Genomic DNA, 20,937 nt, shown 5'->3' on the forward strand with positions numbered 1-20,937 from the left:
GGGCCATGCGCGCCATCTGCCAGCTTGCCGCAATATATTAGATGACGATTGACCCGATGAGCATCGCGAAAGGCAGGATTAGCAACAGGCCCAACCCGGGCGGGCCTTCTCCATCGTCGTGAGCCGCGAAGAATATCGCGCGAACAGTCACCCACGCGGTCGCCATAACACAAGGAAGGAAGAGCAGGTGAGCCAACCATGGCCTTCCTCTGTCGGTAGCCTGACGCCAGAACCAAAGCGCCAGGAACGGAGGCCCAAGTAGCGCCACCAGCCATGCCACCAGACCAAGAACGAAAAAGCCTAACGCTTCCATGATGTCATCCTTCCATGGTGCGGCTTGCTTTGCCAGAGGTTTGAAGCTGGCGACTTCCATATTGCTCCGACCTATGATTCAGCCGCGGCATGAGCCGATATGATCTGACCGACTTCGAGTGGCGCGTGATCGAGCCGCTGCTACCCAACAAGCCGAGAGGCGTCCCGCGCGTTGATGACCGACGAGTGCTGAACGGCATCTTTTGGGTGCTGCGGTCCGGTGCACCATGGCGTGATCTGCCGGAGCGCTATGGCCCGCGTACGACCTACTACAACCGCTTCGTGCGACGGCGAAAGGCGGGTGTCTGGGGCCGGCTGATGGATGCTATCACCGCCGCGCACGACGGTGACATACAGATGATCGACAGCACCTCCGTTCGCGCCCACCAACAGGCCGCGACGGCAAAAAGTGGGATGCAGATCATTGTCTCGGTCGATCGCGCGGCGGGCTCACAACCAAAATTCACGTCGTCGTCGACGCGCAGGGCCTCCCTATCCGGCTCGGCCTGACCGCAGGTCAGACGCATGACGGCCAGATCGCAGGTCAGACGCATGACGGCCAGATCGCAGGTCAGACGCATGACGGCCAGATCGCAGATGCGCTGCTTGACCGCCTCGGCCCACACACCATCGTGCTGGCCGACAAGGCTTACGACGCCGATCGGATCCGCGAGCTGATCCAGGACCAAGGCGCCACACCCAACATCCCACCCAAGAGCAACCGGCGCTGGAAACCGTGCTTCAGCAAGCGGCTATATCGCGAACGCAACCTGATCGAGCGGTTCTTCTCCAAGCTGAAGCACTTCCGCCGCGTCGCCACCCGCTACGACAAGCTCGCCGCCAACTTCCTCGCTATGGTCCAGCTCGCGTCAATGCGGCTGTGGCTTCGAGCTTATGAGTCTACGGCCTAATTCTGAAGTTCTTAGACACGGTTTTATTCCGCCGATCATCGACGAAGCCATCCTTTCCCCGTGCTTGTTTTCAGCGGGGTTGGCGACCATCGGCTGTGACACGGTCGATGACGGAATCGTGCAGCTATCACGTTCGCTGATCGCTACCGGTCATAGCGGGTGGCGACGCGGTGCCAGTCCCCGGCCTTTGCCGGGGCAGGGTCTTGAGGCGGCCGAACATGATCTCGATGCGGCTGCCGCGCCGGTAGCCTACCAATCTCCATCGACGCCCCAGACCAGGCTCGGCTTCGTCCTGGGTCGTACACGGGCGACCCGTGCCGTGCTGAAGACAAGGGATGTTCCGGAACGCGCATAGCGCGTCGCGCATTGGCTCTCTCATAGGAGAGCAACCATGGCCGACCCGATCAAACCGACGACCGAGACCCGCGATCCCAATCTGTCGACCGAGCATCAGCGTGACGGCGATGCCCGCCGTCCCAGCGATACGCTCGACCGCGGCCAGCCCAGCACCGAGGGGCAGGACGCGCCGAAGCGAAAATCCTCGCTGACCTGATTTTTCGGCAAGGGGCAAAGGGACGCCCCGTTCATTCCGTAGTGACACAGTGCCTGAACGGGGCGCCGAGGACGTGCGGAAGCTCGACCTCTCACGCCCAGTAACGTGCTTTGGTGACAAAAGCTGCGCCTTCCTTTGCGCCGAGCAAAATAAAGCGGCCGGGAAGGGGTGTGGCAACCCGTTGGATGGGCGCCGATGTCACGAAAGTGACTCATATCTGTCACGGAAGTTTCTCTCAAACTGCATCTTCGCGTCATGAGACGCGCCTAACGCCCGGGCCGGGATCGACAGGGGGACTTGTCTTGAGTCGGTCATCGGGCGGCGTTCGCCCGGCTTAGCAACGATAAGATCGGGAGTTTTTCGGCGATGAGCAGCTTCAAGCGCTTCGGCCTCATTCTCATGACCAGCTCGGCCTGTGCGGCCCTTTCCGCATGCGGCGGAGCCGACAGCGTGGCCTCGCCCGGCGCGGGCGAAATCGTGATCGTCCAGCCGACGCCGACGCCCGCCCCGTCGCCGACCCCGACGCCGACCGCGAACATCACCGCCGCGCAGTTCGCCGCCGTGACCAAGGTCAACGACTTGACGATCACGGCCGACGAGCAGCTGGCGATCGTGAACGCCGGGTCCAACAACAACGTCAACGGCACCGGGGCTGCGCTGAACGGCATCTATCCGACGAGCAGCACCTCGCTGGTGACCGCGACCGACCCGTCGACGCTGAACAGCTTCTTCACCTCGACCAACTATGTCGGCGCGCTCAACGGTCCGTCGGACACCGCCTTCCAGGGCTGGACCTGCAACTCGACCTCGGCCGAATTCGGCGGCTCGGGCGCACGCTGCACCGCGGTTCCCTCGATCGGCACCTATGCCGCGGCGACCTCGGTCTGCCCGACCGGCACCACCGATGACGGCACCAACAGCTCGTCCTCGCCGACGCTGCGTTACTGCCGCCTGCCGCAGAACATCACCGCCGACCTGACGCTGCCGAAGATCGCCGGTGTGGTATACCGCCTGCGCGGCCAGACCGAAGTCGGCACCGATCTGGGTTCGACCGGCGGCACCGGCGTCACGCTGACCATCGCGCCGGGCGTCGTGGTCGCGGCGGACTCGTCGGAGGCGACCAACGACCTGCTGCTCGTCAATCGCGGCTCGAAGATTTCGGCGGTCGGCACGCGCGATGCGCCGATCATCTTCACCTCGCAGCAGAATCTGGCGAACAATGGCGTGTCCGACGCGAGCCAGGGCCAGTGGGGCGGCATCATCCTGCTCGGCCGCGCGCCGACCGCCGTCTGCGCCACCGGCACCGGCCCGAACAATGCATCGGGTTCGTCGACCACCTGCCAGCTGGCGATCGAGGGCGTGACCGGCCGCTTCTATGGCGGCGCCAACCAGGCCGACTCGTCGGGTCAGATGTCCTATGTCCAGATCCGCTATTCGGGCATCGCCATCTCGGACGGCAACGAGCTGCAGGGCCTGACCCTGGGCGGCACCGGTTCGGGCACGGTCCTGGATCATATCCAGAGCCACAACTCGGCCGATGACGGCATCGAGATCTTCGGCGGCACGTCGAACCTGAAGTACATCGCGATCACCGGCGCGGACGATGACGGTTTCGACATCGACAATGGCTATCGCGGCTTCATGCAGTTCCTGATCGCGGCGCAGCGGACCATCGGCGCGACCGCCGACAGCTTCTCGACCGAGATCGACTCGAACAATGCCGAGGACCTGCTGCCGCGCACCTTCGGCCGTTACGCCAACTTCACCTTCGTCCAGACCGCGCTTGCGCCTGCCGCGATCCGTCTGCGCGGCGGTGCCGACATGACCTTCATCAACGGCATCGTGAAGGCGCCGTCGAACGTGGCCTGCATCAACCTGATCGCGGGTGAGGGTTCGGGCTCGGGCCGCACCACGATCCGCGCTGCCGACTCCTCGCTGCAGGATGTCGGGCCGCCGGTCTTCACCTCGGTCTATTTCAGCTGCAACGGCCGCTAAGGCCCCGCTGACCATGCGTCCGGCATCGTTCGGACGCTCTCGGCAGGCCGGGGTGGCGATCATCGCCGCCCCGGCTTTCCTCCATGAAAATCTGATACGGGATGACCCGGCCATGCAGCGACGCCTCGCTTATGCCTCCCTCCTTCTGCTGACCTCGCAACTCGTCGCGCCCGCTCTCCTGGCGCAGACGGCGGGCGGGGCGACGCCAGCTCCGGCGCAGACCAGCACCACCGCGACCAGCCCGGACGGGCAGGCCACCCCGCAGAGCCAGACGCCCACGGGCCAGGACGGTCAGGCGGCGGAAGAGCCGGTCGAAATCTCCGCCCCCGGCATGGACTCCACGGCGGGCAACGAGATCGTCGTCGTCGGCCGCAACATCCCCAACACCATCCGCGCCACGCCGCAGATCGTCTCGGTCCTGTCGGCCGCCGACATCGCGCGCACGGGCGAGGGCGACATTGCGGGCGCGCTGACCCGCGTGACCGGCCTGTCGGTCGTGGGCGGCGGCTTCGTCTATGTCCGGGGTCTGGGCGATCGTTACTCCTCGTCGCTGCTCAACGGCTCGCCCTTGCCCAGCCCCGAGCCGCTGCGCCGCTCGGTCCCGCTGGACATCTTCCCGACCACGATCGTCGGCTCGGCGCTGGTCCAGAAGACCTATTCGGTGAACTATCCGGGCGAGTTCGGCGGCGGCGTCATCAACCTGACGACCAAGGCGATCCCGGCCAAGAACTTCATCTCGGGCGGCTTCACCGTCGCGGCCGACGATGCGACGACCAGCGAGCTGGGTTATACCTATGCAGGCGGCGATGCCGACTGGCTGGGCTTCGACGACGGCACGCGCGGCGTGCCGCAGTTCGTGCGTGACGTGCAGGCGGGCAAGGGCTCGGGCATCGTTCCCGCCGCACAGGTGGCGGGCCTGTCCAACGCCTCGACCACCCTGCTTCAGCGCAACAATCAGCTGCCCGCCAATCTGTCGGGTGAGCTGTCGGCGGGCTCGGTATTCGACATCGGCAGCGACCGTCTGGGCGTGATCTCGTCGCTCTCGCTCTCCAACACCTTCCGCACCCGCTCGGCGATCCAGCAGGACTCGGTGTCGGCGGACGGCACGATCCGCAACGATTTCCGCACGCTGCTGACCGACAACCGCATCGTCGCCAATGCGCTGGTCGGCCTGGGCTATGAGTTCGGCGACAACACGGTGCGCTGGACCAACGTCTACATCCACGACACGCTGAAGCAGGCGCGTGGCTCGGCGGCCGAGGTCTATAACAACGCCAGCGGGCTGCGTTTCCAGCAGAACACCAACTGGTTCGAGCGTCAGCTGATCGAAAGCCAGCTGGTCGGTGAGTTCAAGCTGACCGACGCGCTGAAGTTCGACGCGCGCGGCGCCTTCGCCAACTCGAAGCGCAACGCGCCCTATGAGCGCCAGTTCGACTATCTCTGCTCGAACCGCACCACCACGGGCCTGCCGATCAGCTATGACGGGGGCAACGGCGCGGGCGGGTTTCAGTGCAACGGCGCCTATCAGGTGACGCAGCGCTTCACCCCCTTCGCCTCGATCATCTTCTCGGAACTGAACGAGAATCTATATACGGGCCAGGCGGACCTCTCCTACAAGATCGACGGAGATCGTCCGATCACGTTGAGCACCGGCTATTTCTACCAGGGCACGGACCGCTATTCGAGCCGTATCCAGTTTAACTACCAGACCAGCGACGGTGCGGGCACCGCGCCGGGCTTCCCGTACAATCTGTACCGCCCCGACTATCTGCTGAGCCCGGGCGTCATCAACAATGCCTGTCCGTTGCGTGGGCAGGGGGCATGTACCCTCCAGCTGCAATTCTCGACCCAGGCCGGTGCCTATGCGTACGACGCCAAGCTGAACGTCCATGCCGGTTACGTCCAGGCCGAGGCGGAAGTCGCCAATGGCCTGCGCGCCGTGGCGGGTGTCCGCTACGAAACGGCGGTCGAGACGGTGACGCCGGTGCAGAGCGCGACGACGCGGTTGAAGAACGACTATTTCCTCCCCGCCGGCACGCTGACCTGGAACTTCGCCGCCGACATGCAGCTGCGCGCGAGCGGTGCGAAGACGATCTCGCGCCCGCAGTTCCGCGAATTGGCGCCGCAGCAGTTCCGCGACCCGGACTCGGACCGCCTGTTCTTCGGTAACCCGAACCTGCGCGACAGCGAGCTGTGGAACCTCGAGGCACGCTACGAATGGTTCTACGCGCGCGACCAGCGCTTCACGCTGGCGGGCTTCTACAAGCGGATCAAGAACCCGATCGAGCAGGTCGGCTTCTACACCGGCGCGGACGACCGGTTGCAGACGGGCTTCACCTATCTGCCCTCGGCGACGCTCTACGGCGCGGAAGTCGAGTTGCAGAAGTACGTGCCGCTGGCCGGGATCGGCGGCGACTTCTTCGCCACGCGCCGCCTCGTCGCCATCGCGAACTACACCTACACCAAGTCGCAGATCAACGCGGACGCCTCCTGCGTGCCCAATCCGGCGGCGGCGCAAGGCTCGCCGGGTCTGGCGGGCTGCGCCTCGGGCTTCGGCCCGGCGCGGTTGCTGTTCCGCGACGGCGCGTCGCTGACCGGCCAGTCGGACCATCTGGTCAATCTGCAGCTGGGTATGGAGGACACCGCGGCGCTGTCGCAGATCACGCTGCTGTTCAACTATGCCAGCAATCGCGTGACCAATCGCGGTCCGTCGAACCTGTCGGGCACCGGCTTCCAGCCGGACATCGTCGAAGTGCCGGGCATCCGCCTCGACCTCGTGGCGCGCCAGGGCTTCGAGCTGATGGGCGGCAAGTTCGAACTGAAGGCCGAGGCCCGCAACCTGACCCGCACGCGGTATAACGAGCGGCAGGACTTCGGGAATGGCCGGTTCGTCTATCTGAACCGCTATAATCTGGGCCGCATATTCTCGCTGGGGATCAGCACGACCTTCTGATCCTTTTTGCGGGATGGCGTAAGGGGCCGTCGTCCGGGTGATCCGGGCGGCGGCTCGTTTCGTTTGGGAGAGGATGGTGCGTGCACTTCGACTTCGCTCAGTGCGAACGGAGGTTGGGGATTAGGGCGGGTCGGGAGGGAATATCACCCCCGCCACGGCAACTCCCGATACCATTTGGTGATGACGTACTTCACCCCCGCCCGCACCTTCATCGCCTGATGAAGGGTGGCGGCATTGGTCGAGCCGTCCGCGCGCCGGTTGCTCCAGGCGACCATCTTGCCGGGTTCGGGCTGGATCATCTTGTCCACTACCTTGAACCGCGTCGCGCCGCCCGCCTCCGGCGTGTTCAGGTATAGCATCACCGTCCAGGTCCGATTGCCCGACAGCGCGCAATAGCGGTGATAGTCCAGTCCCCTGGGCTCGAAATAATCGGTATGCTGCTTGAATTCCTGGCCGACGGCATAGCGTTGCCCCTGGATCGGCTCGCCATATTCGCCCGACAGGCCGGTCAGCATCGCGATGCGGCGTTCGGTGTCGATCACCGCCGGATCGTCGGCGGGCAAATCGCCCGTCTCGCTGGTGCGATAGGCATGGTCGCCATTGGCGTCGGCGATAGTCGACGGGCGGCGCACCGCGTCGATTCGCGCGATCAGCGCCGCGCACAGTTCGGGCGGCAGCACGTCGCGCTTCACGAACAGGGTCAGCTTGGGACTGGGCAGCCGCTGGACACCCGGCGTCGCGGCCAGCCGCGCGATGATCGGGGTCGGATCCAGGCCATTGCCCAGCCTGGGCACGTCATCGGTCAAGGCTTGCATCCGGCTCTCCCATCCTGTCCCTCATGTGAAACCGATATGACCAACATGTTTCAGGGCTTTGACGCCGTGCTGTAACATGCCATGCCTAGAGCCCGAAAATGCGTACGGGGTGGGTTTCATGCGGTTGAGGCTCGACGCGCGCGGACGTCGCTGGTTGCGACGCCTGCCGGTCGTGAATGTCTATTCGGTGGCCGAACTGGCGCTGATGGCGGTTCTCGCCGTTCAGGGCGCGCGGCTGCTATGGGTGATCGCCACCCCCGTCTCGCCGCTGGGCGAGTGGCGGCCGCTGGCGCCCGCCATTGCAGGTTCCCCTGCCGCCATCCTCGAAGGCTTCGACCCGTTCTTCCGCTTGCAGGGGCAGCAGGCCGCGCCTGCCGCCGTCACCACGCTGCAACTGACGCTGTTCGGCACCCGGCTGGACGAGGCATCGGGGCGCGGCTCGGCGATCCTGGCCGGGCCCGACGGGGTGCAGCGCTCGGTGTCGGTCGGCGAGGAGATCCAGCCCGGCGTCACGTTGAAGGCGGTGGCCTTCGACCATATCACCATCGATCGCGGCGGCGCGACCGAGGATCTGTATCTCGACCAGTCCGATGCGCCGCCCGCCGCCGCCGGAGCACCCACCCCGGCCGCGCCGTCCGTGCAAGCGCCCGGATCGGTGCCCCCGGCGGGCGGCGTGGCGATCGCGCAGTTGCGCAGCGACATCGGCTTCATCCCCCGGCTCGACGGGGCGCGCGTCTCGGGCCTGGTCGTCCGGCCGCAGGGCTCGGGCGCGGCGTTCCGTGCGGCGGGCCTGCGCGAGGGCGATATCGTCACCGCGCTCGGCGGGCGTCCGGTGACGGGGCCGGGCGATCTTGACCGTCTGGCGGCGGATTTCGCACAGGGCGGTTCTCTTTCCATCACGGTCGAGCGGGGCGATCAGACGCTGCCGCTCTCCCTTCAGATTGCGGCACCACGGCCATGAAGAAGCTCGTCCTCGGTTCGGTTCTGGCGCTTGCACTGGCGGCGGGCGCTCACGCCCAGACCACGCTCAACGTCCGCGACGCCGATATCCGCGCGTTCATCGCCGATGCCGCCAAGGTGACGGGGCGGACCTTCATCATCGACAGCCGGGTCAACGGCAAGGTGACGGTCGTGACCGACCGGCCGCTGTCCCGGTCCGAATATTTCGAGATTTTCCTGTCGACCCTCCGCTCCAACGGGCTGGTCGCGGTGCCGACCTCGGGCGGGGCGTTCCGGGTGCAGCCGGTGGATAACGCCGCGTCGCAGCCGAGCCGGATCGGGTCGGCGGGCGCGAACCGCAATTCCTACGTTACCGAGATCATCCGCCTGCGCGCGATCGACGCGAACAGCGCGCTGGAGACGGTGCGTCCGCTGGTCAGCGCGCAAGGGTCGGTGACGGCGAACCGCGGGGGCAACAGCCTGGTCGTGGTCGACTTCGCCGACAATATCCGCCGTATCCGCGAGGTCGTGCGCCGGATCGACGCCGACAACGCCTCGACCCGCGTGATCGCGCTGCGCAATGCGGGCGCGCGCGAGATCGCGACGGCACTTCAGACGCTGGCGGGCGGCGGTGGCGGCGGGCAGGGCGGTGCGCCCGCGCAAGGGGCGACCGGCGTGTCGGTGGTCGCCATCGACAGCTCCAATTCGATCGCGCTGCGCGGCGATCCATCGAGCGTGGCGCGCTTCGCCCAGATCGCGATCGATCTGGACAACAAGGCGAAGAGCGGCACCGAAATCCGCGTCGTCTTCCTCGAAAACGCGGACGCCGAGCAGCTTCTGCCCGTGCTCCAGCAGCTGGTCGGCCAGCAACCCGACCCGGTGCAGGAAACCACCCTGTCGCGCGGCAGCTTCACCCAGACCAACAGCCAGTCCGGCTCGTCGGCGGGCACCTCGATCGCGCAGCGTATCCAGCCGGTCGCCCAGCCCCAGGCGGCAAGCGCGCCGGGTGCCGGTGGCCAGAATGGCCAGCCGCCCGCGATCAGCACCCAAGGCGGCCGCACGGCGGCGGTCGTCACCCGCTTCACCGGCGCGAACGCCATCGTGATCGCCGGACCCGCCGACATCCAGCGCCAGATCGGCGAGGTCATCCGCCAGCTCGACGTGCGCCGCGAACAGGTGCTGATCGAGGCGATCGTGGCCGAAGTCTCCGACCAGACCGCGCGGCGGTTGGGTGCGCAGTTCCTGCTCGGCAGCCTGTCGGGCGGGGCGTTCGCCGCCTCGACCTATGGCAACACCGCGCCCAACATCCTGCAGATCGCAGGGGCGGTGGGCGCAAACACGATCGGCGGCACGACCACGACCGTCGTCGCCCCCGATGGCACCCGCACCACGACCAATGTCCCCAACCAGGCCTATAGCCAGCTCACCCAGTCGGCGGTGCAGTCGATCCTGGGCACGACGGGTGGCTTTGCGGGCTGGGGTGGCAAGATCGGCGACACGGTGTTCGGCGCGATCATCAACGCGGTGAAGAGCGACACGACCTCCAACCTGCTCCAGGTCCCGCACATCATCACGCTGGACAACCAGCAGGCACACAGCCTGGTCGGTCAGGAAATCCCGATCACGACCGGCCAGGCACTGTCACCCAATTTCGACAATGCCTTCCGCACGGTGCAGCGTCAGAATGTCGGCATCCAGCTGGACGTGAAGCCACAGGTCAATGCGGGCGGCTCGTTGAAGCTCTATGTCCGCCTCGAAGTCAGCTCGATCGCAGGACCTGTGTCGAGCAACAATAGCGAGTTGATCCTCAACAAGCGCGCGTTCGAAAATGTCTTTACCCCCGATGACGGCCAGATCACGGTCATCGGCGGTCTGCTCGACGATAACGAGCGTCGCACGATCGAAAAGATCCCTTTCCTGGGCGACATTCCCGGCCTGGGCGCGCTCTTCCGGTCCAAGGCGCGCAGCCGGTCGAAGACGAACCTGATGGTCTTCATCCGCCCGACGATCCTGCGCACGCCCGAGGACAGCCGCCGCGTCACCGAGCAGCGGTACGGCTATCTCCGCCAGCTTCAGGGCTATGCCCAGCCCGGCGTCGAGCCCTCGATCGACGAGCTGGTCCGCGATTACATGAACGCCGCGCCGCCGATCCCGCACGCACCGATGCCCGGCAATATCGAGGACCCGCGCATCGCCGTCCCCGTCGCCAAGTCGGTCGAACCGATCAAGCGCCGTGACTGACGACGCGCAGCCCCTCCCCACGGGCGACACCGTCCCCCTGCCGCTGGGCACGCCCCTCCCGCAGGTGGGAGGGGATGGGGGAGGGCCACCCGCTCTCCCGCTCCCCACGCCCGACGAAGCGCTGGAGCTGGTCGCCCCGCTGACCATTCCTTACGCCTTCGCGCGCAAGTTCGGCACGGTCGTCCACACCGCCGACCCGCTGACCATCGCCCTTCGCGAAGGCGCCGACCCGCGCGCGCTGATCGAGCTGCGCCGCCATATCGGCCGCCCCTTCGCCATCGCGCGCGTGGAAGGCCCCGCCTTCGACCGGCTGTTGTCCGACGCCTATGCGATGGACGGACAAGCGACCGCCATCGCGGCGGTGGGCATGGGCGACGAGCTGGACATGCTGGCCGACGGCATCCCGACCGCCGAGGATCTGCTCGACACCGCCGACGACGCGCCCGCGATCCGGCTGATCAACGGCATCATCGCCGATGCTGCGCGCAACGGCGTGTCGGACATTCATATCGAGCCATACGAGACCGGCCTCGTCGTCCGGATGCGGATCGACGGCGTGCTGCGCGAGACGTTGCGCATGCCGCCGCATGTCGCGCCGGTGGTGGTCAGCCGTATCAAGGTCATGGCCCGGCTCGACATCGCCGAGCGGCGGGTGCCGCAGGACGGGCGCATGGCGCTGACCTTGGGCGGCAAGCTGCTCGACGTGCGCGTCTCGACGCTGCCCAGCCGGGCCGGGGAACGCGTGGTGCTGCGTATCCTCGACAAGGAGAATGCGGGGATCGACCTCGATGCGCTGGGCATGAACCCGGCGATGTACGCGCTGCTGCGCGAGGCGCTGAGCGAACCCAACGGCATTATCCTGGTCACCGGCCCGACCGGTTCGGGCAAGACGACCAGCCTCTATGCGGCGCTGCGCCTGCTGAACGATGGCAGCCGCAACATCCTGACCGTCGAGGACCCGGTCGAATATGCGGTCGAAGGCGTGGGGCAGACCCAGGTCAACGCCAAGGTCGGCCTGACCTTCGCGGCGGGCCTGCGCGCGATCCTGCGCCAGGATCCGGACGTGGTGATGGTCGGCGAAATCCGCGACCGCGAAACGGCCGAGATCGCGGTGCAGGCCTCGCTGACCGGCCACCTGGTGCTATCGACGGTCCACACCAACGACGCAGTCGGGGCGATCACCCGGATGCGGGACATGAAGGTCGAGCCGTTCCTGCTCGCCTCTACCTTGCGGGCCGTGATCGCGCAGCGGCTGGTGCGGCGGCTGTGCCCGGCGTGCAGGCGCCCGGTCGAGGCGAAGGAAACCGTCGCGCCGCTGCTCGGCATCGATGCCCATGCCACCGTGTACGAGGCGGTCGGTTGTCCGCAATGCAACGGCAGCGGTTACAAGGGGCGGACCGGCGTCTATGAAGCGGTGCGCGTCGACGACACCATCCGGCGGTTGATCAACGAAGGCGGCGACGAACAGGCGATCGCCGCGCACGCCTTTGCCCGGCAACAGCCGTTGGCGGCGGTGGCGCGGACGCTGGTGCTGGACGGTGTGACCACGGCGGAGGAAGCCATCCGCGTATCCCGCCGCGATTCCGACGCGGGGTGAGGGGGATGGTCGTATTCCCATCTTCAGCCGCCACCCCGGCGAAGGCCGGGGTCCAGTTGTCATGCCGTTTGTGGTTGGGAACGGACGGCGGCTCAAAGCTCCTGGGTTCACGCGGAGACGCGGAGACGCGGAGAGATAATGAGTTCGCGCAGAGGCGCAGAGGACGCAGAGACGTCGTACCCGCCGCGCCAGCGGCCCTCTTGCCTTTGCCGGTTATAGATGCAGTGCGCTGCCGCGCACGAGACACCTCTGCGCCCTCCGCGCCTCTGCGCGAACATCTCTTTCTTCTCCGCGTCTCCGCGTCTCCGCGTGAGATAGAATGGCGATCCCGCATGCCTCGAAGTCCTTGGGCCCCCGCCTTCGCGGGGGAACAGGGGTGTGGGAAGGGGCACTGACATGGCCGGGTTCGACTATGTCGCCATCGACACCAAGGGCGCGGAGAAGCGCGGCTTCATCCCCGCCGAAACCGCCGACGCCGCCCGCGCCGCGCTGGAGAGGCAGCGGCTCTATGTCGTCTCGGTCAAGCCGGGGAGCGGCGATACAGCCGAGCGCCGCCCGCTGTTCGGGCTCAAGCTCGGCCGCGCGCGCATGTCGGTCAAGCAGTTGACGTTGTTCACCCGCCAGTTGGCGACGCTCAACCGCGTCTCGCCGCTGGAGGAGTCCCTGCGCACCATCACCCGCCAGACCGAGCAGGAGCGGGTGCGTGCGATCGTCGCGACGGTGCACCAGGGCGTCACCGAAGGCCGTCGCCTGGCCGACGCGATGGCGCGCGAGCCGAAAAGCTTCCCCCCGCTCTACCGCGCGATGGTTGCGGCGGGTGAGAGTTCGGGGACGCTGCCGACCATCCTCGAACGGCTCGCCGCGCTGCTGGAGCGGCAGGCGGAGATTCGCGGCAAGCTGATCACCGCACTCGCCTATCCGACGATCCTCGCGGTCGTCGCGCTGGGCGTCGTCACCGCGCTGATGATGTTCGTCGTGCCGCAGGTGGTCGAGCAGTTCGATACGGTCGGGCAGGAGCTGCCCTTCCTGACGCGCATGGTCATCACCGTGTCGGACCTGTTGGTCGGCTGGTGGTGGCTGATGGCGGGGATCGTCGTTATCGCGGGGGTCGGTTTCTGGCGCGCGCTGAAGGTGCCGTCGATCCGGCTGTCCTTCGATAGCTGGTTGCTGAAGCTGCCGCTGCTCGGCCGGTTGCTGCGCGACCTGCACGCGGCCCGGATGGCACGCACGCTGGGGACGATGGTGGCGAGCCGGTTGCCGTTGCTGGAGGGGCTGACGCTGACCGCTGGGACGATCCACAATCGCCGGTTGCGCGTGGCGTCCGACGCCATCGTCGATTCGATCCGGGGGGGCGGCAGCCTCTCGGCCGCGATGCGGCGGGCCGGGGTGTTCCCGCCCTTGCTCACCTATCTGGCCGCCAGCGGCGAGGCGGCGGGGCGGCTGGACGAGATGCTGGAGCGCGCCGCCGACTATCTGGAGCGGGAGTTCGACCGCTTCACCGCCACCGCCCTGTCGCTGCTGGAGCCCGCGATCATCGTCGTGATGGGCGGCGTGGTCGCCACCATCGTGCTATCCATCCTGCTGCCCATTCTCCAGCTCAACACGCTGGCCGGTCAATAAGAGGACATGTTGATGCGTAACCCCCACCGCCGTCCAATCCGCCGCAAGCGTCCGGCCAACGGCTTTACTCTGGTTGAGCTGATGGTCGTCATCGTCATCATCGGCCTGCTGGCGACGATCGTGGCGCTGAACGTGCTCCCCTCGGGCGACACGGCCAAGATCCAGAAGGCCAAGGCCGATATCTCGAACATCGAGACGGGGCTAGAGATGTACAAGCTCCAGAATCTGACCTTCCCGACCACGGCACAGGGGCTGCCCGCGCTGGTGTCGATGCCTGCCGGGCTTGCCGATCCGTCGCGCTATCAGAAGGGCGGTTATCTGAAGAAGCTGCCCGACGATCCCTGGGGCCGCCCCTATCTCTATGCCTCGCCCGGCCAGCATGGCGAGGCGGATATCTGGACGTACGGCGCCGACGGTAAGGAAGGCGGCGAAGGCGTCAACGCGGATATCGGCAACTGGAATAAGTGATGACGCGGCCCCGCCTCGATGCCGGGGACGGAAGCGGGCGGGGCCTGCTTGGCGAGGACGAAACGTGGCCTTCGACTTCGCTCAGGCTGAACGGGACGGAGGATCCGTACTCAACCTCCGTTCGCACTGAGCGAAGTCGAAGTGCACGGGCTGACCTTACCCCAAGGCGCGCTACCGGCTTCACCCTGGTCGAACTGATGATCGTCATCACCGTGATCGGCCTGGCCTCGGCGGTGGCGGTGCTGTCGCTGCCCGACCGACGGGGGCGAGTAACCGACGAGGCGTTGAAGTTCGCCGCCCGCGTCCGCGCCGCGCATGACGTGGCGGTGGTCGAGGCGTCGCCGGTCAGCATCTGGGTCACGCGCGGCGGCTATGGCTTTGATCGACGGGCGGACGGTGCGTGGAGCCCTATGACCGCCAAACCCCTGCGGGTCGCGCAATGGGAGGACGGCACCCAGGCCACGATTCCCGACGCCAGTGGCCGGGTGCGGATCACTTTCGACGTGACGGGGCTGGCGGACCGCCCGGTCGAACTGCGTCTGACGCGCGAGCGGGCGAGCAGCATCGTGCGGATCGGCGCGGACGGAACGGTGCGCGTCGATGGGTGAGGGGTATTTTGATCCTCCCCGGCACGGGGAGGGGGACCATGCGCAGCATGGTGGAGGGGGAGTGCCGCAAGGGACGTCCTTTGTGGAAGCCCCCCTCCGTCAGCGCTGCGCGCTGCCACCTCCCCGTGCCGGGGAGGATGGCTTCACGCTAATCGAGATCATGGTCGCGCTGGCGGTCTTCAGCCTGGCGGCGATGGCGCTGGTGCGGCTGGAGAGCGCAACGATCCGCGGCGCGTCGATCCTGGACGAAACCGTCGTGGCGCAGATGGTCGCCCGCAATGTCGCCATCGCCGCCGTCACCGATCCCCAGGCTCCGGCGCTGGGTCGGACGACGGGCGCGGAGGTCAATGGCGGGCGCAGCTGGAAATGGACCCGGATCGTCAGCGGCACGGGCGACGCGCGGGTCGTGCGGATCGATGTGGCGGTGGCGAATGCGCGTGGCCGGATCACCGGGCGGATGACGATGGTCCGCCCGCCCATGGCCGCGCCGCCGATTGGGGTGGCGGGGTCGTGACCTGCCGTTCAAAGGGCAATCCGTTCCCCGGCGGAGGCCGGGGCCCAGTTGCCATGAACCCAAAGGGTAGGGGTGAACGTCACTGCTCTCCTCGAATGACATCGCAACCGGGCCCCGGCCTCCGCCGGGGAACAAGGGCTGGGTGCCCTAACGGCTTCACCCTGGTCGAGGTGCTGGTCGCGCTGCTCATCTTCTCGATGCTGGCGGCGGCGGCCGTCGCGATCCTGTCGCTCAGCGTCCGGGCGCAGGGGGTGACGGGGCAAAAGCTCGATGCGATGGCGGCGGTCAGTCGGACGACCGCGATCCTGTCCGCCGATCTGGCGCAGGCGGTGGACCGCCCGACGCGCGACGAGGGCGGTGTGCTGACCCCCGCCATGGTGGCGGGGCCGGACGCGATGCGGCTGGTGCGCGGCGGCTGGAGCAATCTCGACAATGCGGCGCGTCCTTCGGTGCAGAAGGTCGCCTATCGCCTGAACGGTGACGTGCTGGAGCGGGTGGCCTGGCCGCTGCTCGACGGCGCCGCACCGATGGAGCCCGCCGCACTGATGGACCATGTCCGCGAATTGCACCTTCGTTATCGCTTCAATGGCGCGTGGCTCGACCAGTGGCAGGGGCAGCCGGGCGTCGCCCTGCCGCAGGCGGCCGAGGTCACGATCGTGCGCGACGACGGCATGATCTATCGCCAGCTGTTCCTGGTCGGCACCGGCTATGTCGGCGTCCCGAACCTGCCGAATCCTGCGCCGACGCCCAGCCCCACGCCGACTCCCAATGGCTAGACCCATGCCGCCAGCGGGCGAGCGCGGGGCCGCGCTGCTGACCGTCCTGATTCTCGTCGCCGTCATCGCGGTGCTGGCCGCGACCGCGCTGGAAAAGCTGCGCCTGTCGACGCGGCTCGGCGGCAATGCGGTGGCGATCGAGCAGGCACGCGGTTTCGCCTATGCCGCCGAAGCGCTGGCGATCATCCGGATCGGCGATCTGCTGGAGCGCGCCCAAGGCAAGGTGTCGCTGCTCGGCGGGTGGAGCGACCGGCCCTTCGTATTACCGCTGGGTGAGGTCGCGGGCGGAAGCAGTGCCGTCGCGCGGGTGACGGATGGGGGGAATTGCTTCAACCTGAACGGCCTGGCGCAGGAATTGCCCGGCCAGCCCGGCACGCTGATCGGCAATGCGGTCGAGGTCGCGCATTTCGCCAAGCTGATGCGGCTGCTGAACGTGCCCGGCCAGGTCGCGCAACAGGTCGCGACCGCCGCGTCCGACTGGATCGATAGCGACCAGAACCCGCAAGGGGGCGGCGCGGAGGACCCCGTCTATCTGGCGCGTGATCCGTCCTATCGGACCGGCGGCGCGATGATGGCGGATGTCAGCGAGTTGCGCATGGTCAGTGGCGTCACGCCCGAACTCTATGCCCAGCTTCGCCCCTGGCTCTGCACCCTGCCCGAGGCGAAGCCGACGACCGTCAACATCAACACGCTGGCCCCCGAACAGGCGCCTTTGGTCGCCATGGCGCAGGCCGATACGATTTCGCCCGGCGCCATCGCCCAGGCCCTTTTGCGCCGCCCGCCGCAAGGCTATGCGGACGTGAGCGCCTTCTGGGCGCAGATACCGGGGGCGAGCGGGGGCGGCGGCGTGGCGGTGACGACGCGCTGGTTCAACTTGCGGATCGATGTCGGTCTGGGCAGCGTGACGGTGCAGGAACGCGCACTGGTCGACGCCACGCGACAGCCGCCGCGTCTGGTGGCGCGGATTTGGGGGGAAGAGTGATGAGTGCGACCAACCTCCTGTTCCTGCCGCCGGGCGAGGGCGGCGACTATCGCTGGATGCGGATCGAGGACGAACGCGTCGCCGCTGCCGGAGAGGGCCTGCCGCAGGGGGATGGCGACGTCGTCGCGGTCGCACCCGCCGATGCGGTGTCGCTGCACTGGGCCGAGATTCCAGCCCGTTCGACGGCACAGGCCGCCGCCGCCGCGCGGCTGCTGGCGGCCGAGGTGAGTGCCGCGCCGATGGACGAACTGCACGTCGCGGTCGGCGAGGACGAGGCAGGCAGCCGCCCCATCGGCATCGTCAATCGCGGCGCGATGGCGGGCTGGCTGGCGCGGCTGGGCGCGGCGGGGGTCGACCCGGTCGCGGTCGTGCCCGCACCGCTGCTGCTGCCGCGCCCCGAAGAGGGTTATGTGCGTGGCGACCTGGCTGGGCAAGGCGTGGTGCGCGGGCGGGCCTCGGGCTTTGCCGACGAGCCCGGCTTTACCGAGATCGTCACGGGTGACGCACCGCTCGACGAGCTGGACGATGCGGCGGTCGCGGCCGCGCTGGGGGCGGTGGCCGCCGCGCCTGCGCTCGACCTGCGGCAGGGGCCGTTCGCGCGGCGGCGGGGCTTTTCGATCGACTGGCGGCTGGTCAAGCGACTGGCATGGCTGGGCGTCGCCATCGTCGTCGCCACGCTGGCGATCGATTTCGTGCGCTGGACCAAGTACAGCTTCGCCGCCGACGCGACCGAGGCGAAGATCGAGCAGATCGCCCGCACCGCCCTGCCGCGTGGTGAGACCTTGGTCGATGCCGACCGCCAGCTGACCGAGCGATTGTCGGCGGTGCGCGGGCCGGGGCAGGGGTTTAGCCGGACGGCGGCGGCGGTGTTCGCGGCCGTGCGCGCGGTGCCGGGCACGGAGCTGACCGCCCTCGATTTCCAGCCCAATGGCGACGTCCGGCTGGGCGTCGCGGTCGACCGCGAGGCGCTGGCTACCGATCTGAAACGCGCGATCGAGGTGGGGGGCTTCACCGTCCAGCCCAGCACCTTCGTCGCGGCCAATGGTCGGATTACGGGAGAATTCACGGTGCGCGTACGATGAAGGCGCTGAAACTCTGGTTCGATGGCCGCTCCCTTCGCGAGAAGCGGCTGCTGCTGGTCATGGGCGCATTGCTGGTCGTGACGCTCCTTTGGGGCGGGATATTGCGGCCGCTGGGCGACGGACTGTCGAGCGCGCGCGAGCGTCATGCCGATGCGGTGATCCGACTGGGCGAGGCGCAAGCCGTCGCCGCCGAGTTGAGTCAGCGCCGCCGCCGTCCGCCCGCACTTTCGGGCACCCTGGCCGATACGGTGCGGCTGTCGGCGGAACAGGCGGGCTTCAGCCTTTCCGCCCTGACCGAGGACGGCCCCGGCCGGGTGCGGGCGCAGATCGCCTCGGCCAGACCCGCCGCGCTGACGCCGTGGCTGGCGCGGCTGGAGCGGGGCGGCGTGCTGGTCGAGCAGGCGACCCTGACCGACAATGGCGACCGGACGGTGGGTGTCGCGCTTCTCTTGCGGACGCGGGTGTCCTGATGCGGTTGCGGATGACCACGCGGCCTTCGGTGCTGTTCGCCGCCATGCTGGTCGTGGCGCTGATCGTCTTCCTGCCGATGCGGTTGGCGCTGGGCGCGACGGGGCTGGCCGATCAAGGGCTGACCGCGCGGCGGGTCGGCGGCACGATCTGGGGCGGCAGCATGAACGAGGCGCGGTTCGGCGACGTGGCGCTGGGCGACCTGCGCGTGTCGCTGTCGCCGCTGGCCCTGTTGCTCGGCTGGGCCAGGCTGGCGTTCGAGGGAGCCGGGGCGGATGGTCGCCCGATCGCCGGGTCCGCGACGATCAGCCGCCATGCGATGGGCATCGACGGCGTGACCGCCAGCCTGCCCGCCGCCACGCTCTTTGCGCCGCTGCCGGTGACGACGCTGGCGCTGGAGGATGTGACGGTCCGCTTCCGCGACGGCGTGTGCGAGGAAGCGGCGGGCCGCGTCCGCGCCACCGTGGTGGGCGAGGCGGGCGGCCTGCCGCTGCCGCCGATGATGATGGGCACCGCACGGTGCGAGGCGGGCGCGCTGCTCTTGCCGATGACGGGGCAGGGGGGCACCGAGGGCGTCAACCTGCGCATACGGCCCGATGGCCGCTACACCGCAGACCTGGTCCTGACGCCGGGCGATCCGGCGGCGGCGGCACGGCTGGAGCAGTTGGGTTTTGTCGCCGGTACGGGCGGCGGATACCGACTTTCCGCAGAAGGACGATTTTGACCGCTTGACGAAAGCGGGTGATCCCGTTTAGGGGCGCAAGCCTTCGCGGCGACCGTAGTTCAATTGGTTAGAGCGCCGGCTTGTGATGCCGGAAGTTGCGGGTTCAAGTCCCGTCGGTCGCCCCATTCTTCTCCGGCCATATCCTGGCCACGGCACCGGCCCCTTTCTCGCCCGTGTCCCCCCTCAATCCTTGCCGATAGGGTGGCCGGGTCGAAAGTCTCGGTCCGGTTCCGCTTTTGTCGGACCGAAGGACGAGCATGACGAACTGGGGCTTTCCCGATTTCGACGCGCATGAAGGCGTGCACCTGTTCACCGATCCCGCTTCGGGTCTGCAGGCGGTCATCGCCGTGCACTCGACGCATCTCGGCCCGGCGGCGGGCGGGGCGCGCTTCTGGAACTATGGCACGCCCGCGCTTGCCATCACCGATGCGCTGCGCCTGTCGCGCGGCATGAGCTACAAGAACGCGATGGCGGGGCTGGCGCTGGGCGGCGGCAAGGGCGTGGTCCTGGCGGCCAAGCCGGGCGACATCATCACCACCGCACAGCTGGAAGCGTTCGGCCGCGCGGTAGAATCGCTCGGCGGTCGTTACGTGACGGCCGAGGACGTCGGCATGTCCGAGGAGCGGATGAAGGTCATCGCGACCCAGACCCGCTATGTCTCCGGCCTGCCGGTGGCTAGCGGCGCGGCGGGCGGCGACCCCGGCCCCTACACCGCGCACGGCGTCTATCTGGGCGTGAAGGCCGCCGCCAGCCGTGGTCTGGGCGCGACCGACATGAAGGGCGTGCGGGTCGCGATCCAGGGCGTCGGTTCGGTCGGTGGCGGTCTGGCCAAGCTGCTGGCGAAGGACGGCGCGATCCTGACCATCGCCGATGTGAACCAGGCCCGCGCCGAACAGATGGCGGCCGAACTGGGTGCCAGCGTCGCCCCGGCGGACGAGATCCTGTTCGCCGATGTCGATCTGGTCAGCCCCAACGCTTTGGGCGCGGTGCTGAACGCCGATTCGATCCAGCGGCTGAAGGCCAAGGTGGTCGCGGGCGGTGCCAACAACCAGCTGGCGACCCGTGAGGACGGCGCGCGCGTGGCGGAGGCGGGCATCCTCTATGCCCCCGATTACGTCATCAACGCGGGCGGCATCATCAATGTCGGCCTGGAATATCTGGGCCAGGGCGACGAGGCCGAAGTCATGGCGCGCATCGCCAAGATCCCCGAGCGTCTGGAACAGGTCTGGCAGCGCTCGACCGAGACCGGCCATCCGGCCTCGGACGTGGCGGATGAAATCGCGCAGGGCCTGATCGGGCGTTAATTGAGTCTCACGCCCCTCCCGCAGGCGGGAGGGGATGGGGGAGGGCAAGGCCACGGGCGACAGGCTCTGTGAGAC

19 protein-coding genes and 1 tRNA gene are annotated in these 20,937 nt (G+C 67.8%); 18 read left to right on the forward strand and 2 right to left on the reverse strand.

From position 1 onward, the window contains the following. Window positions 1-37: 37 nt before the first annotated feature. Window positions 38-373 carry a hypothetical protein gene (locus tag ACWKSV_RS17025; RefSeq protein WP_076715124.1) on the reverse strand — a complete coding sequence of 112 codons (336 nt, stop codon included), beginning with the start codon at window positions 371-373 and terminating at the stop codon, window positions 38-40. Between the two features lie 29 nt (window positions 374-402). Here ACWKSV_RS17025 and ACWKSV_RS17030 point away from each other — a divergent pair. The 4 genes from ACWKSV_RS17030 to ACWKSV_RS17045 all read left to right on the forward strand — a co-directional run bounded on the left by ACWKSV_RS17030 (window position 403) and on the right by ACWKSV_RS17045 (window position 6,724). Next, window positions 403-1,223, forward strand: a protein-coding gene (locus ACWKSV_RS17030; RefSeq protein ID WP_156884179.1) for an IS5 family transposase whose coding sequence is annotated in 2 segments (ribosomal slippage) — window positions 403-724 and window positions 724-1,223 — 822 coding nt in all. Because the reading frame shifts where the segments join, the coding sequence is not laid out codon by codon here. Window positions 1,224-1,614: 391 nt separating this feature from the next. Then, window positions 1,615-1,776 (forward strand): hypothetical protein, encoded by a 162-nt coding sequence (locus ACWKSV_RS17035; RefSeq protein ID WP_168371483.1) that lies wholly within the window; start codon window positions 1,615-1,617, stop codon window positions 1,774-1,776. A 366-nt stretch (window positions 1,777-2,142) separates the two neighbouring features. Beyond that, the gene (locus tag ACWKSV_RS17040) at window positions 2,143-3,771 is read left to right on the forward strand and encodes a beta-helix domain-containing protein (RefSeq protein ID WP_076715130.1); all 1,629 of its coding nucleotides are present in this window, start codon (window positions 2,143-2,145) and stop codon (window positions 3,769-3,771) included. Between the two features lie 112 nt (window positions 3,772-3,883). Next, a complete protein-coding gene (locus tag ACWKSV_RS17045) occupies window positions 3,884-6,724 on the forward strand; it encodes a TonB-dependent receptor domain-containing protein (RefSeq protein WP_056431276.1) in 2,841 nt (946 codons plus the stop codon). Window positions 6,725-6,867: 143 nt separating this feature from the next. Here the strand turns inward: ACWKSV_RS17045 and ACWKSV_RS17050 are convergent, their stop codons facing one another. Further along, window positions 6,868-7,539: a prolyl hydroxylase family protein gene (locus tag ACWKSV_RS17050; RefSeq protein ID WP_076715132.1), complete on the reverse strand. Its 672-nt coding sequence runs from the start codon at window positions 7,537-7,539 to the stop codon at window positions 6,868-6,870. 118 nt (window positions 7,540-7,657) lie between these two features. On the opposite strand from ACWKSV_RS17050, the gene ACWKSV_RS17055 reads away from it, so the two are divergent. The 14 genes from ACWKSV_RS17055 to ACWKSV_RS17120 all read left to right on the forward strand — a co-directional run bounded on the left by ACWKSV_RS17055 (window position 7,658) and on the right by ACWKSV_RS17120 (window position 20,862). Continuing rightward, complete coding sequence (locus ACWKSV_RS17055; RefSeq protein ID WP_076717933.1) at window positions 7,658-8,500, forward strand: type II secretion system protein N; 843 nt, start codon at window positions 7,658-7,660, stop codon at window positions 8,498-8,500. Beyond that, window positions 8,497-10,719: a type II secretion system secretin GspD gene (gene gspD, locus ACWKSV_RS17060; RefSeq protein WP_076715134.1), complete on the forward strand. Its 2,223-nt coding sequence runs from the start codon at window positions 8,497-8,499 to the stop codon at window positions 10,717-10,719. The genes ACWKSV_RS17055 and gspD overlap by 4 nt, the downstream gene beginning before the upstream one ends. Before the next feature lie 121 nt (window positions 10,720-10,840). Continuing rightward, complete coding sequence (gene gspE / locus ACWKSV_RS17065) at window positions 10,841-12,316, forward strand: type II secretion system ATPase GspE (protein WP_076717931.1); 1,476 nt, start codon at window positions 10,841-10,843, stop codon at window positions 12,314-12,316. Between the two features lie 396 nt (window positions 12,317-12,712). Continuing rightward, window positions 12,713-13,936 carry a type II secretion system inner membrane protein GspF gene (gene gspF / locus ACWKSV_RS17070; RefSeq protein ID WP_056430163.1) on the forward strand — a complete coding sequence of 408 codons (1,224 nt, stop codon included), beginning with the start codon at window positions 12,713-12,715 and terminating at the stop codon, window positions 13,934-13,936. Window positions 13,937-13,948: 12 nt separating this feature from the next. Further along, entirely contained in the window at window positions 13,949-14,404 is a 456-nt protein-coding gene (gene gspG / locus ACWKSV_RS17075; RefSeq protein WP_076715136.1) for a type II secretion system major pseudopilin GspG, read from the forward strand. Between the two features lie 197 nt (window positions 14,405-14,601). Further along, complete coding sequence (locus ACWKSV_RS17080; protein ID WP_056430161.1) at window positions 14,602-15,012, forward strand: GspH/FimT family pseudopilin; 411 nt, start codon at window positions 14,602-14,604, stop codon at window positions 15,010-15,012. Window positions 15,013-15,094: 82 nt separating this feature from the next. Beyond that, a complete protein-coding gene (gene gspI / locus ACWKSV_RS17085) occupies window positions 15,095-15,526 on the forward strand; it encodes a type II secretion system minor pseudopilin GspI (protein WP_076715138.1) in 432 nt (143 codons plus the stop codon). Between the two features lie 95 nt (window positions 15,527-15,621). After that, window positions 15,622-16,302: a type II secretion system minor pseudopilin GspJ gene (gspJ, locus tag ACWKSV_RS17090; RefSeq protein ID WP_083706554.1), complete on the forward strand. Its 681-nt coding sequence runs from the start codon at window positions 15,622-15,624 to the stop codon at window positions 16,300-16,302. Next, entirely contained in the window at window positions 16,295-17,284 is a 990-nt protein-coding gene (gene gspK, locus ACWKSV_RS17095; protein WP_483666823.1) for a type II secretion system minor pseudopilin GspK, read from the forward strand. Before gspJ ends, gspK begins: the two co-directional genes overlap by 8 nt. Beyond that, entirely contained in the window at window positions 17,284-18,366 is a 1,083-nt protein-coding gene (gene gspL, locus ACWKSV_RS17100; RefSeq protein WP_076715142.1) for a type II secretion system protein GspL, read from the forward strand. The genes gspK and gspL overlap by 1 nt, the downstream gene beginning before the upstream one ends. Continuing rightward, window positions 18,363-18,836 (forward strand): type II secretion system protein GspM, encoded by a 474-nt coding sequence (gspM, locus tag ACWKSV_RS17105; protein ID WP_076715144.1) that lies wholly within the window; start codon window positions 18,363-18,365, stop codon window positions 18,834-18,836. Before gspL ends, gspM begins: the two co-directional genes overlap by 4 nt. Beyond that, a complete protein-coding gene (locus ACWKSV_RS17110) occupies window positions 18,836-19,558 on the forward strand; it encodes a type II secretion system protein N (RefSeq protein WP_083706555.1) in 723 nt (240 codons plus the stop codon). Before gspM ends, ACWKSV_RS17110 begins: the two co-directional genes overlap by 1 nt. 48 nt (window positions 19,559-19,606) lie before the next feature. Then, window positions 19,607-19,683: transfer RNA gene (locus ACWKSV_RS17115), tRNA-His, on the forward strand. A 132-nt stretch (window positions 19,684-19,815) separates the two neighbouring features. Then, window positions 19,816-20,862, forward strand: a complete 1,047-nt coding sequence (locus tag ACWKSV_RS17120) for a Glu/Leu/Phe/Val dehydrogenase family protein (protein ID WP_076715146.1) — start codon at window positions 19,816-19,818, stop codon at window positions 20,860-20,862. Window positions 20,863-20,937: the final 75 nt, after the last annotated feature.

The sequence above is a fragment of the Sphingomonas sp. SphC10 genome (assembly GCF_057004845.1).